The organism is Luteitalea sp. (assembly GCF_044337415.1).
Lineage (GTDB): Bacteria > Acidobacteriota > Vicinamibacteria > Vicinamibacterales > Vicinamibacteraceae > Luteitalea.
Window position 1 is genome coordinate 63,845 of record NZ_JBIINP010000002.1, and the last position, 13,004, is coordinate 76,848.

General features: G+C 70.4%; 10 protein-coding genes. 2 read left to right on the plus strand and 8 right to left on the minus strand.

What is annotated here, in order from left to right:
• Nucleotides 1-5: 5 nt before the first annotated feature.
• Together ACIRDX_RS00675 and ACIRDX_RS00680 are read left to right on the plus strand one after the other, a co-directional pair.
• Nucleotides 6-275 carry a hypothetical protein gene (locus ACIRDX_RS00675; protein WP_396623467.1) on the plus strand — a complete coding sequence of 90 codons (270 nt, stop codon included), beginning with the start codon at nucleotides 6-8 and terminating at the stop codon, nucleotides 273-275.
• Nucleotides 276-385: 110 nt separating this feature from the next.
• Nucleotides 386-1,744 (plus strand): radical SAM protein, encoded by a 1,359-nt coding sequence (locus tag ACIRDX_RS00680; RefSeq protein WP_396623468.1) that lies wholly within the window; start codon nucleotides 386-388, stop codon nucleotides 1,742-1,744.
• A 448-nt stretch (nucleotides 1,745-2,192) separates the two neighbouring features.
• Here ACIRDX_RS00680 and ACIRDX_RS00685 read toward each other — a convergent pair whose 3' ends face one another.
• The 8 genes from ACIRDX_RS00685 to ACIRDX_RS00720 form a co-directional block, all read right to left on the minus strand.
• Complete coding sequence (locus tag ACIRDX_RS00685) at nucleotides 2,193-2,852, minus strand: hypothetical protein (protein WP_396623469.1); 660 nt, start codon at nucleotides 2,850-2,852, stop codon at nucleotides 2,193-2,195.
• Between the two features lie 225 nt (nucleotides 2,853-3,077).
• A complete protein-coding gene (locus tag ACIRDX_RS00690; protein WP_396623470.1) occupies nucleotides 3,078-4,118 on the minus strand; it encodes a hypothetical protein in 1,041 nt (346 codons plus the stop codon).
• Nucleotides 4,115-4,726, minus strand: coding sequence for an RNA polymerase sigma factor (locus tag ACIRDX_RS00695; protein WP_396623471.1), 612 nt, complete (start codon nucleotides 4,724-4,726; stop codon nucleotides 4,115-4,117). Before ACIRDX_RS00695 ends, ACIRDX_RS00690 begins: the two co-directional genes overlap by 4 nt.
• 181 nt (nucleotides 4,727-4,907) lie before the next feature.
• On the minus strand, nucleotides 4,908-5,804 hold the full coding sequence (gene lpxC, locus ACIRDX_RS00700; protein WP_396623472.1) for a UDP-3-O-acyl-N-acetylglucosamine deacetylase: 897 nt from the start codon (nucleotides 5,802-5,804) through the stop codon (nucleotides 4,908-4,910).
• 196 nt (nucleotides 5,805-6,000) lie between these two features.
• The gene (gene uvrA, locus ACIRDX_RS00705; RefSeq protein ID WP_396623473.1) at nucleotides 6,001-8,868 is read right to left on the minus strand and encodes an excinuclease ABC subunit UvrA; all 2,868 of its coding nucleotides are present in this window, start codon (nucleotides 8,866-8,868) and stop codon (nucleotides 6,001-6,003) included.
• Nucleotides 8,869-8,915: 47 nt separating this feature from the next.
• Nucleotides 8,916-10,796: a CRTAC1 family protein gene (locus tag ACIRDX_RS00710; RefSeq protein WP_396623474.1), complete on the minus strand. Its 1,881-nt coding sequence runs from the start codon at nucleotides 10,794-10,796 to the stop codon at nucleotides 8,916-8,918.
• Nucleotides 10,797-10,871: 75 nt separating this feature from the next.
• Nucleotides 10,872-11,522, minus strand: a complete 651-nt coding sequence (locus ACIRDX_RS00715) for a response regulator (protein WP_396623475.1) — start codon at nucleotides 11,520-11,522, stop codon at nucleotides 10,872-10,874.
• 118 nt (nucleotides 11,523-11,640) lie between these two features.
• Nucleotides 11,641-12,993: a sensor histidine kinase gene (locus ACIRDX_RS00720; protein ID WP_396623476.1), complete on the minus strand. Its 1,353-nt coding sequence runs from the start codon at nucleotides 12,991-12,993 to the stop codon at nucleotides 11,641-11,643.
• Between the last annotated feature and the right edge of the window lie 11 nt (nucleotides 12,994-13,004).

The window sequence follows — 13,004 nt, forward strand, 5'->3', positions numbered from 1 at the left end:
CGACGATGAATGCCATCAAGACCAGCACCGGTGTCGAGATCCCGCTGGACGGCGACCTGCTCGCCGTGGTCGAGACCCTGTTCCAGGAGGTCACGGTGCGGCACGAGCTCGCGCGGACCTACGAGGACATGATGCGCGAGATCCAGCACCTGGCCGACCAGCTGTCGGCCGAGGAGCTGCGCGCGTACTTCATCGAGAGCCTCTTCCTCAACACGGTCACCTACGAGAACGAGCGCCTCGGCGCGCTCGTGAAGAAGCTGCCGGACGAGGAATAGCGCAGGAGAATTCCAGAATTTCGGAATTTCGGAATTTCACCACTGCTTCAGCGCCCCGGAGGTTGGCGGTGGTCCCGAAATCCTGAAACCGTGCAATTCTGCAATTGCCGATGTCTGAGAACTACCTCGCCACCCGTTATCGCTGCTCGTGGCCCTGGAACACCGCCGTCATGCTGTGCGACGGGCGCGTGGTCTGCGGTTGCGCCGACCCATACGGCAAGCGCGTGCTCGGCGACGCGCGCACCGAGACCATCACGCAGATCTGGACCGGCCCGACCGCCTCGAAGCTCCGCGAGGAGCTGAATGCGGGCGGCTCGTCGTTCTGCGGCGACTGCCCGCTGAAGCTGCCGCTGGCCGACGACGAGATGCCGCCGCAGCGCCCGCTCGACGTGTCGCCGCTGCCGTCGCGCATGTATTTCGAGAGCACCGCGGCGTGCAACGTGTCGTGCCTCGACTCGTGCTGCGCGCCCGAGACCGGCATCACCAAGACGCGCCAGGCCGGCATGCTCGACGTCGACCTGTTCCTGCGCGTCCTGGGCGAGGTCGGCCCGACGCTCGAGCGCGTCGACTTCTTCAACTACGGCGAGGCCTTCCTCCACAAGCGCGCCGTGGAGATGTGCGAGACCATCAAGCGCGACCACCCGCACATCTACCTCTACACGTCGACCAACGGCGGCGCCCTGAACGAGGAATCGGCGCGACGCCTGGTGCGCACGGGGATCGACGAGCTCACCTTCTCGGTGGATGGCGCGTCGCAGGACGTGTACGCCACGTACCGGCAGCGCGGGAAGTTCGAGCACGTGATGAAGAACCTCCGCGCCGTCATGGACGAGAAGCGGAAGCTCGGCACCGACGTGCCGTTCGTGAACTGGCGCTACATCCTGTTCAACTGGAACGACAACGACGCCGAGATGTCCCGCGCGCGCCGGCTCGCCGCCGAGATCGGCGTCGACCGCCTGTGCTGGGAGATCACCGATCACCCGGAGCACGCGTACTCGCGTCGCTTCGCGCCGGGCACCGACGACTGGCGGCGCATCCGTCACGAGGTGTGGGACGACAACCACCTCGGCAGCGCGATCCCCGGCACTACGCCGCGCGCCCGCATCGAAGTGCGCGGCCCGTCGCGCGACGAGACGATCGTGCACGCGGCGGGACAGCCCCTGGCGCTCGACCTGCGCGTGCGCAACCTGAGCCAACGCGCGTTCCCGCACACGGCGACGTACGGGCGTCGGCTGGTCCGCGTCGGCGCGCAGCTGCTCGACGCGGAGCGCGAGCTGCGCGACCGCGACTTCGTGCGCGCCTCGTTGCCCGCCACGGTCGACGCGGGCGCCTGGCAGGACCTCCGCCTGGAGATCCCGCCGATGGCGCCGGGCCACTACCACCTCAAGCTCGACCTCGTGAGCGAGGGCATCGACTGGTTCGAGTCGTGCGGCTCTGAGATCACGCTGCGCGCACTGCACGTCGAATAGGCGCTGGGGGCTGGGGGCTGGGGGCTAGGGGTTAGGGGCTGGGAGCTGGGGGCTGGGGGCTGGGCAGGGTCAGACAGGCCAGTTCCCGAGCCCCGAACCCGCGAGTTCCCGAGCCCCAGGCTCCAAGCCCCAGCCCCCGTCCCGGTCCGCGAGTTCCCGGGGTTCCGAGCCCCAAGCTCCGAGCGCCAACCCCTGTCACGGTCTCCGGGTTCCCGCGTTCCCGAGCTCCAGGCTCCGAGCCCCCGCCCCTGTCCCGATCCGCGAGTGGCCGCGTTCCGAGCTCCAAGCCCCGAGCCCCGAGTCCCCAGCCCCGGTCTCGGTTGCTCACGTCTCAGGCATCACGTCTCACGAGTGACGTCCAGCCTGAGACCTGTCGCCTGAGACCTGGCGCGCTCGCCCCGTCACTCCCGGGCCGGGTTGGGACAACCGGCCCTACCAGGCGCGCGGCTCACTCCCCCATGAAGTGCGTCGTGAGGTTGCGTGCGAGCAGGGCGTCGGCTGACGCGGCGGCGCGCGCCTTCGCGAGGTGCTGCTGATGCGCGGCCTTCTGGTCGGGCGTGGTCGTCATCAGCGCGGCGGCAAACTGCATGCTGGCGTCGGCAGGCACGACGGCCATGGCGGCGCGGACCATCGCGTAGCCATCCTTGCCCTCGATCGGCGCGCGCATGGCCACGCCACGGTGGCCGAGCTGCCGGTACGTCTCGACGAGGTAGCCCGCGTCGAACAGCGCGAGCGCCTCGGCCTTCGTGCGCGCTGCCTTCGGCGCGCGCCCCTCCACGGCACTCAGCAGCGCCACGGCCAGCGCGGGCGACTCGGACGCGTACGCGGAGGCGCGCCGCAGCGTCTCCATGCGGACGATGACGGGCGTGGTCGGCGTGAGCAGGGCAAGCGTGTCGGCAACGAGCCGCGCGCGGTCGTAGGACTTCAGCGTCGCGTTCCATCCGCGCCAGCCCTCGGCGTTGGAGCCGAACGGCAGCGAGGCCGCGGTGCCGATGTCGAACGGATGGCAGATGAGCGGTGGCCCCGCGAGCGACGGCGTGGGCGTGGTGAAGAGCAGCGCGGCGACGAGCGCCACAGAACCGAACGACGAGGCGACGGCCTTGATCATCAGATGTCCTCCTGCAAAGGGTGCGAACGTGCAGGAAGGACGACACGGATCGAGGAACGTTAACGGGGCTTGGGGCTTGGGGCTTGGGGCTTGGGGCTTGGGGCTTGGGGCTTGGGGCTTGGCGCTCAGGGCGTGCTGACGCTCTGCCTTCCGCCTTCTGCCTTCTGCCTTCGCATGAGAAATGAGTCATGAGACATGAGGCATGAGGCATGCCCCTGCCGTCCGTCAACGCCCTTCGTTCCACTGCTGCCGCCAGGTGCGCCACCAACTCGTCGTGCCGAGGCCGAGCGAGTCCCACCACAGATCGCGCATCGCGCGATCGCCGGCGATGACGCCGTCGCGCGTCACGCCAGGCGGCATGGCCACGAGCGCGTGCAGGCGATCGACCACCAGCGGCAGCAGCGTCGGGTCCACGCGCGTCAGGAGGTGCCACAGCGTCAGGGCATCCTCCGGGCGCGCCTCGCGCAGCACCACGGCGAGCGGCACCGCCTGAGCCGCCGCATCGCCAGCCAGGTCGAGTACGTCGACAGCCTCGCGAAGCGCCGCGCTGGCCTCGACATACGAGGGGATGCCGGGCCCACGACCGGGATAGGTCCGGCCCGTCGCGCCCGCCGGGATGAACGCCTCACGGCCGTCGTACTCGAAGCCGACCCAACCGCCCTGGACCGTGATCAGTCCGCGCCCCTGTGCGTCCACGGTGAGCGTGTAGGCGCACCCGAGGTCGATCGCCGTCGCCGACGGCGTGTCGATGACGAACTGCCCGGGCGGCGCCCAGATCTGGGCCTCGATGGTGCCGCGCACGAGTTCGGCGCGATGGTCCCCGGGCGCGGCAGTGCGCACGCGCAAGCGCGACCCGGGCGCGACCTCGATACGGCCGATCTTCCCCACGAACATGACCGCCGTGGATGTGGCGTCGGTGTCGAGCCATCGCCCGGCGGCCACCGCCGAGTGACGGGCGAGCGGAGCCGCCCCGATGGTCGGCGTGCCTTCCACCCGGGCGACGCGCCAGGGATCGCCGCCCCCGGTGCCGCGGGGCGCGAGCCACGCGGCCCCCAGCGAGACCACGGCGACCGCGGCCGCGGCCAGCCAGGACCGCCACGGCACGCGCGTCAAGGGAGCGGAGACGGGCAGGGACAGGCGCGGCAGGTCGTCGGGCGGCGGCGCCGCCAGCGGGGCCAGCAGGGCCTGGAGTTGCGCTACGTCGGCGTCGACAGGCCCCGTGCCGTCCCAGAGATACGACTCGTCGTCGAGCGGATCAGTGTTCACAGCGGCCTCCCGGCTGGCGCCGGCTCGAGCGCCTGCCGCAGCAGTTTCATCCCCCGGCACAGGTTGACGCGCACCGAGTCGGGCGTGAGGCCGGTCCGCGCTGCGATCTCCGGCCCCGTCAGGCCCTCGACGAGCCTGAGGACGAGCGACTCGCGATAGGCCTCGGGCAACTGGCGAATCGCCGCGAGGGCCCGCGCCGCCTCGAGGCGGGCGATGGCGGCCGTTTCGCTGTCGTCGGTGCGGTGGGCAGCGGTGGGCGGCTCCCGGTCCAGCGACTCGTCCGTGCGCGGCGCCCGGGCGAGGCGCCGTGCCTGGTCCACGCGCTGGTGCCGGGCAATGGTCATGACCCACCCGGCGAACGCCGCGGGGTCGCGCAGCGCGCCCAGTTGCCTCCACGCGGCGATGAAGACCTCCTGCACGAGGTCATCGACGACCTCGCGAGACACGCGGCCGAGGAGCACGCCGTGGACGACGCGCGCGTGGCGACGGTACAGGCTGTCGAAGGCGGCAACGTCACCCGCCTGCGCCGCCAGGACCAGGGGCACATCATCGGATGGCGTCCACGCAGCCGAGCGCGACGCCCCGCGGGAGGCGGGCGGAAGGGACACGTGTCTGAAGAGGGACGTCGGCCGGGGGTGGACCGTTAACGCGCGGACACCGTACCCGTGGCCGGACCAACGGCGCGGTGAGACACCGCGCCCTACCTCTGATGGCAGCAACGAAAAAGGCGGCTCCGCGGAGCCGCCTCGTCCGTCCTGACGGCCTCATGGCCGCCCGGGTGCTGTCTGCCTAGCTGACGACCGTCACGGGCACGCCCACGACGTCGGTGGCGGCCTGCGGGACCTCGACGTAGGTCCACGCATCGCGCTGCTCGAGGAGCGCGGTGCCGAGCGCCGTGTGGAGCGCATGGCCCCCGCGGTGCGCGACAACGTGGCCGATGATCGGCGCGCCCACGAGGGCGAGGTCGCCGATGGCGTCGAGAATCTTGTGGCGGACGAACTCGTCCTCGAAGCGCAGCGTGTTGTTGAGCACGCCGGTCTCGCCGAGCACGACCGCGTTGTCGAGGGACCCGCCGAGGGTCAGGCCCTGCTGGCGGAGCATCTCGAGGTCCTTCAGGAACCCGAAGGTGCGCGCCGGCGCGAGTTCCTCGGCGAACGAATCGGGGGTGATCACCATCGAGCGGCTCTGGTGACGGAGCAGCGGGTGATCGAAGCTGATGGTGTAGCTGATGCGGAAGTCGTCGGCCGGGTAGATGGCGATGTGCTTGTCGCCCTTGGCCAGGCTCACCGGACGCAGCACCTTCAGGTAGCGGCGGGGCGCGCTCAGCTTCTTGATGCCCGCTTCCTGCAGCAGGTAGACGAACGGCGCCGAGCTGCCGTCCATGATGGGCACCTCGGGGGTCGTCAGCTCGATGGCGACGTTGTCGATGCCCTGGCTCACGAGGGCGGCGAGCAGGTGCTCGACGGTCTCGACGCTGGCCCCGGCAAACGACAGGCCGGTGGCGTAGTTCAGGCTGGCGACGTGCTCGACGCGGGCCGGGATCTCGAGGCCCCCGAGATCGGCGCGACGGAACCGGATGCCGTAGTCGGCGGGAGCAGGTCGAAGCGTCAAGGTGACGCGATGACCCGAGTGCAGGCCAATCCCGGCGCAGGTGATGGAACGACGAAGAGTCCGCTGCGAAGTCATTCAGCTCTCAGATCTAGGGGCACCGCACTGCTGCCGGCCCTCTACAAGCAAGACTGATACCGCGACGGTCCGTTTCGAAAACAATTCCATAAACCAATACGTTGCAACGACTTGAGTGACGTATACGAGCGTCGACCCCATGCTCTCCCGATGTCACTGTTGCGCTCGTGACACGCTCAGCCGCGCCTGAGTGTGGCTATGCAACCACACTCTCGTCTCTGCTCCGGCGCCCGCGGCCTGTAGGGGCGGGTGTCCCCTCGGCCAGAAACGCCCCCGTGTGCGACCCCTTGACCCGTGCCACCTGCTCGGGTGTCCCCTGCGCCACGATGCGCCCCCCGCCGCTGCCGCCTTCCGGGCCGAGGTCGATCACGTGGTCGGCCGACCTGACGACGTCGAGGTTGTGCTCGATGACGACGATGGTGTTGCCCTGGTCCACCAGTTGGTGCAGCACGTCGAGCAGCTTGGCCACGTCCTCGAAGTGCAGGCCCGTGGTCGGCTCGTCGAGGATGTAGAGCGTGCGGCCCGTGCCGCGCCGCGACAGTTCCTTGGCCAACTTGACGCGCTGGGCCTCGCCGCCGCTCAGCGTGGTGGCCGACTGCCCGAGCTCGATGTACCCGAGCCCGACCTGCTGCAGCGTCCGCAGCTTGTTGGCGATCGACGGGAAGCTCTCGAGGAGCGGCAGCGCCTGGTCGACCGTCAGCTCGAGGAGGTCGGCAATCGACTTGCCGCGGTACCGTACCTCGAGCGTCTCCCGGTTGTAGCGTCGCCCCTTGCACTGCTCGCACGTGACGTAGACGTCGGGCAGGAAGTGCATCTCGATGGCCATCACGCCATCGCCCTGACAGGCCTCGCAGCGGCCGCCCTTGACGTTGAACGAGAAGCGGCCGGGCTTGTATCCCCGCTGGCGCGACTCGGGCAGCATCGCGAACAGGTCGCGCAGGAACGTGAACAGCCCGATGTAGGTCGCGGGATTGCTGCGCGGCGTGCGCCCGATGGGCGACTGGTCGATCTGGATGACCTTGTCGATGTGCTGCAGGCCATCGACGCGGTCGTGGGCCCCGGGGGTGTCCACGGCCCGGTACAGCTCCTTCGCGAGCCGCTTGTACAGGATCTCGTTGACGAGCGTGCTCTTGCCCGAGCCGCTGACGCCGGTGACGGCGATGAACGTGCCGAGCGGGAACGAGACGTCGAGGTCCTGCAGGTTGTGCTCGCGCGCGCCCGTGATGCGCAGCGCGGCCTTGCCGGCCGTACGACGCACGCGAGACCGCGCAATCGTCTTCTCGCCACGCAGGTACATGCCGGTGACGCTCGCATCCTGGCTCGCGAGCAGTTCGGCCGGCGTGCCCTGGAACAGCAGCTCGCCGCCGTGCTCGCCTGCGCCGGGGCCGAGGTCGACCAGGTAGTCCGCCGTGCGGATCGTCTCCTCGTCGTGCTCCACCACGAGCACGGTGTTGCCGAGGTCGCGCAGCCGCTCGAGCGTCTGCAGCAGGCGCCGGTTGTCGCGCTGGTGCAACCCGATCGAGGGCTCGTCGAGCACGTACAACACGCCGCTGAGGCTCGACCCGATCTGCGTCGCGAGCCTGATGCGCTGCCCTTCCCCACCCGACAGCGTCACGGCCGACCGCGCCAGCGTCAGGTACCCGACGCCCACGTCGTTGAGGAACCGCAGCCGTTCGCGGATCTCCTTCAGGATGCGGCCCGCCACCAGCTCCTCGCGCGGCGCCAGCTCGAGGCCGTCGAAGACCTGCGACGACTCGCTCACCGGCAGCGACGTGAGCTCGACGATCGTGTGTCCCTTGACGCGCACGGCGCGGCTCTCGGCCTTCAGGCGCGCGCCTTCGCACGACGGGCAGGTCGACAGCGCGCGGTACGGCTCCAGCGCCTCGCGCTCGCTCCACGTGCCCGCGTCGTAGCGGCGACGCAGGTTGGGGAGCAGGCCCTCGAAGTCGGCGCCGAACGGGTCGGCGGCCACCTTCTTCTTGCGCCCGGTCGGCGCCTGCGCGCCCGGGGCGCCGAGCAGGAGGATCTCGCGGGCCTTCTTCGACAGCTTGCGCACTGGCACCGTCGGGTCGATGCCGTGCACCTCGTGCAGGCGCGCCAGCGCATCGCCCACCAGCCGCACGTCGCCCTTGGCCCACGGCTCCACGGCCCCCTCGGCCAGCGATCGCCCGGCATCCGGGATCACGCGCTCGGGGTCGAAGTCGTACACGGCGCCCAGGCCCTGGCACTGCCCGCAGGCCCCGTGCGGCGAGTTGAACGAGAACGCGCGCGGCGTCAGCTCCGGCACGCTGATGCCGCAATCGGCGCAGGCGAGCCGGCGCGAGTACAGGCGGTCGCCACCATCCCACGTGTTGATGACGACGAGGTCGTTGGCCAGCGCCAGCGCCGTCTCGATCGACTCGCCCAGGCGCCGCTCCATCCCCGGCTTCACGATCAGCCGATCGACGACGACGTCGAGCGTGTGGTTGCGGCGCTTGTCGAGGACGATGTCGTCCTCGAGCGATCGGAGTTCGCCGTCGACGCGCACGCGCGTGAAGCCGCGCTGCCGCCAGGCCGCCAGTTCCTTCTTGAACTCGCCCTTGCGGCCGCGCACCACCGGCGCGAGCACGTTGATGCGCTCGTCGCCGGGGAACTGGCGCGCCAGGTCGAGGATGCGATCCACCGACTGGCTCGCGATCGGCAGCCCGCACTTCGGGCAATGCGGCTGGCCCAGGTTGGCAAACAGCAGGCGCAGGTAGTCGTGGATCTCGGTGACGGTCCCCACGGTCGACCGCGGGTTGGAGGCCGTGGTCTTCTGCTCGATGGAGATGGCCGGCGACAGCCCGTCGATCAGGTCGACGTCGGGCTTCTCCATCTGCTCGAGGAACTGTCGCGCGTACGCCGACATCGACTCGACGTAGCGCCGCTGGCCCTCGGCGTAGATCGTGTCGAAGGCGAGCGACGACTTGCCCGACCCGGACAGCCCCGTGATGACCACGAGGCGATCGCGCGGGAGATCGACGTCGATGTTCTTGAGGTTGTGGACGCGCGCGCCGCGCACCGAGATGCGCTCGTCGGAGGTCATGGGCAGTAGGTCTGGGCCGGTCTCACCGGACCCAAACGCCCATTATATCAGCGGCGATACGGTGTCCGGCCCACCACGCCCCGCCCCTCGACCACGTCATATCGGGCACCGGCCGCCAGCCGACCCAACCGTTCGGGGGGGCGCCCCGGCCACTCCACCACCACCTCGTCGAGCGCCGACGCGCCGCCCAACCCGACGCTCACCACGAGCTCGGACTGCGACAGGTAGCTCGACCCGGTGCGCACCATGCGGCTCACGCGTCGTCCGTTGGCCAGGCCGGTCACGCGCGCCCCGACCGCGTCGCGGTTGGCACGCGTCCCCTGCAGCCGCAGCCTGACCCCGGCCAGGACCGGGTTCGACTCGTTACGGAAGAGCTGGACCGGCCCGCCGTTGGCGGTAATCACGACGTCGGGATCGCCGTCGCCGTCCACGTCGCCGAACGCCGCCCCCCGCCCGACACGCGCGGCGGCGAAGGCGTCGCCCGCGCGAGGCGCCACGTCCTCGAACTCACCCGCACGGTTGACGAACAGGTGGGGCGGCGAGGCCTGCCCCGGCCCGCGGCCGAGCGCGGGGTCGAGCTGCCCGTTCACCACGAGCAGGTCCTGCCACCCGTCGAGGTTCACGTCGAAGAAGAAGCATCCCCAGCCCAGGGTCTGCCGGGTGGCGCGGCCGACGGCGGACTGGGGCGCGGCATCGACGTACACGCCGGCATCCTGAGGCACGAAGAGACCGAGCATCTCGCCGGAGAAGTTGGTCACCGCCACCGAGGACCGCCCCGAGTTGTCCACGTCCGCGGCATCCACGCCCATGCCGGCGCGCGCGCGCCCATCCGTGCTGAAGGCCACGCCGCTCTGGAGCCCGAGTTCCGAGAAGGTGCCGTCGTGGTTGTTGCGGTAGAGGCGGTTGGGCACCGTGTCGTTGGCGACGAACAGGTCGGGCCAGCCGTCGCCATCGTGGTCGAGCACCGTGGCGCCGAGCGCCTTGCCCGTGACGTCGAACAGCCCGGCCCGGGCCGTGACGTCGGCGAACCGTCCCTGCCCGAGGTTGCGGAAGAGCCACGACGTGCTGCCGCGGTACGCCTGCGGCGTGCAGTAGGTCTTCTGCTTGCCGTCGGCGCTGCAGTACAGGTCGGTCTGCGGCGTCCACTGCACGTAGTTGCACACCAGCAGGTCGACCAGCCCGTCGCGATCGACGTCGACCCACACGGCGCAGGTGCTGAACGCGCGATGCCCCGCGAGGCCGGCGCGCGTGGTCACGTCGGCGAAGCGCTGGCCGCGCTCGTTGCGCAGCAGCGTGATGCCGCCGACCGACGTGAGCACGACGTCGGTCCAGCCGTCGTTGTCCATGTCGGCTGCGGCCACGCCCATGCCGTAGCGCAACGGGACGTCGGCCGGCGGCATCTGGCGGTCCGGAGAAGCGGCGCCTGCGGAGGTTGTCTGAGCCCTGAGCCCTGAGCCCTGAGCCTGTGCTGAAGCGGTCTGAGCCCTGAGCCCTGAGCCTTGAGCCTGTGCCGAGGCTGCCTGCGCCTTGAGCCCTGTGCCCTGAGCCGTATTCGGTTGCAGCCCTGTCGCCAGCGACACGTCCGTGAATCGCCCCGTGCCGTCGTTGCGATAGAGCGTGGCCCACCGGTTGCCGCCGCCCCCGGGCAACAGCCCGTGGACGAGCAGCAGGTCCTGGTCGCCGTCGTTGTCGTAGTCGAGGAACGCCGCGCCCGCGCCCATCGTCTCGGGCAGGAACTTGCGGCCCGCCGCCCCGTTCTGGTGGGTCGTGGCGATGCCCGACGCACGCGTGACGTCGGTGAGCGCGACGCGCGGCTGCGGCGCCTGCGCCGAGATCAACGCGCCGAGCACGACCACGAGCACGAGCGCCCATGCGCGCCCGCCGGCCTTCGTCAGTCGACCTTCGGCCTTCGTCCTTGCGCCCTTCACCCTTTCGCCTTCTGCCCTTTCCTTCTCATGAGTCATGCGGCATGAGGCATGACGAATGAGGCATGACGAATGGCCCTACTCAGGAAGCACCAGCCCCTTGCGTACGGCATACAGCACCAGTTCCGCCGCCTTGTGCACGCCGAGCGTGCTCATCAGGTTGGCCCGGTGCACGGCCACGGTGTTCACCGAGAGGTTGAGCAGCGCGGCGATCTCCTTGTTCGACTTGCCGTGCGCGATGAGCTGCAGGACCTGCTTCTCGCGCTGCGTCAGCTTGTCGAACGCGTCGTCTTCGCCCTGGTGATCCTGCTTCTCGCGCAGGGCCCTGATGAGGACGTGCGAGAGCTCCGGGCTGAGGTACTGCTGGCCGGCGGCCACCGAGCGCACCGCGCGGGTGAGGTCGGTCTCGAGCGCGCTCTTGAGGATGTACCCCGACACGCCGGCATCGAGGGCGCTGCGCACGTACTGCGCGTCGGAGTACATGCTGAGCACGAGGACACGCGTCTCGGGCCGCTCACGCAGGATCTCGCGCGCCGCGTGGATGCCGTTGGCGTCGGGCATCGACATGTCCATCAGCACGACGTCTGGCCGGGTCTGCCGCGCCAGCGCGACGCCGTCCTGCGCCGTGCCGGCTTCGCCCACCACCGTGAACCCGGGCTCCTCCTCGAGGATGCGCCGGAATCCCTGGCGGACGAGCGCGTGGTCATCGACGAGGATCACGCGGATCACGGGCGCACTCCCGGAATTGCAGAATCGCGGAATTTCATAAGTTCAGGGACAGGGTCAGCCCTTCGAGTGATCGAGATGGTAATGAAATTCTGCAATTGCCGAACTTCTGAAATTTCCGTCACCCCGCAGCGGCCGGCACATGGACCGTCACCCGCGTGCCACCGAGCGGCCCTTCCCCCATCGTGAAGGTGCCGCCCATGAGCGCGGCGCGCTCACGCATGCTGGTCAGCCCCAGGCCCGGCGAGGCCGGTCCGCCCACCTCGACGCCTCGGCCATCATCGTCGATGGTCAGGGTGATGCCGCCCTCGTCACGCACCGCGGAGACGGCCACGTCGGAGGCCCCCGCGTGACGGACCACGTTGGTCAGCGCTTCCTGCAGGATGCGATAGAGGTGCGTGGCCGTCTCGCCCGGCAGCCCGGCGAGATCCCCGGCGGTCTCCACGGCGATCGGCAGGCCGGTCTGGCGCGCCACGAGTTCGACGTGCGAGCGCAGGGCGTGCTCGAGGCCGAAGTCGTCGAGCACCACGGGATGGAGGGCTCTCGAGCGCTGGCGGATGCCGTCGAGCACCTGCTTGGCCAGGTCCTGCAGTTCCCCGAGTTCGGCGGCCAGGGTCGCCGCCGGGGCGGCGCCCTGCTCGACGCGGCGGCGCGTCCGCGCCAGCCCGAACCCGAGGGCGGTGAGCACCTGCCCGAACTCGTCGTGCAGTTCACGGGCGAGGCCGGCCTGCACGTCCTCCTGCAGCCGGATCATCCGCCACGAGAGGGCCCGGCGCTCCGCCGACACCTGTTGCAGCGCCAGGATGCTGCGGCGCACGGCCTGGATGATGGTCGCGCCGGCCAGCAGCAGCGCCGCCACGAGCCCGACGCTGAGCCACAGCATCTGGCGATCGGCGGCGTCGTACACGGCCCGCGCCCGCGCGGTGCCCTCGTCGTCGGCGCGCGTGTTGGCGATGAGCAGCTGCGAGACCTGGTGCGAGAGTTCGGCCTGCCGCGCGGAGGCGTCGGTCGTGAACACCCGGATGGCGGCCTCGTCGTCGCCGGCCCGGGCGGCGACGAACCCCGTGTCGATGGCCTGCCACAGGCGCGACGCCGCCGCGTCGAGCTGCCGGGCCTGCGCGGCGGGCCTGGCCACGGGCGCGAGGTCGCGCTCGCGGGTCAGGGCCTGATCGAGGTCGACCTTGAGGCGCGCGAAGGTCTGCTCCCAGGCCGCGAGCGGGTACGGCTCGCTACGGTCGGTCATGTCGCGCAGCGTGTCCTCGATCGTGCCGACGTTGCTGGCGATGCGGATCAGCTGGAGGGTGTCGAGGCGGTGCCGCTCGGTGAGGGCGACCTGCTCGTCGCGCAGGCGCCGCACCTCGAGCCGCGCATACCACGAGGCGCCCACGACCATGAGGGCAGAGAGGAGCACGCCGGCCACCAGCCAGGCCACGGGGCGACGGGGGGCGGCAGGCTCGGGCATCGCGGCAGGCATGGAGGAGGCTA

Excerpts from the sequence above, each read along its gene's own strand:
- ACIRDX_RS00675 (WP_396623467.1), top strand. The coding sequence starts at position 6 with ATGAATGCCATCAAGACCAGCACCGGTGTCGAGATCCCGCTGGACGGC.
- ACIRDX_RS00680 (WP_396623468.1), top strand. The coding sequence starts at position 386 with ATGTCTGAGAACTACCTCGCCACCCGTTATCGCTGCTCGTGGCCCTGG.
- ACIRDX_RS00685 (WP_396623469.1), bottom strand. The coding sequence starts at position 2,852 with ATGATCAAGGCCGTCGCCTCGTCGTTCGGTTCTGTGGCGCTCGTCGCC.
- lpxC (WP_396623472.1), bottom strand. The coding sequence starts at position 5,804 with ATGACTTCGCAGCGGACTCTTCGTCGTTCCATCACCTGCGCCGGGATT.
- uvrA (WP_396623473.1), bottom strand. The coding sequence starts at position 8,868 with ATGACCTCCGACGAGCGCATCTCGGTGCGCGGCGCGCGCGTCCACAAC.
- ACIRDX_RS00720 (WP_396623476.1), bottom strand. The coding sequence starts at position 12,993 with ATGCCTGCCGCGATGCCCGAGCCTGCCGCCCCCCGTCGCCCCGTGGCC.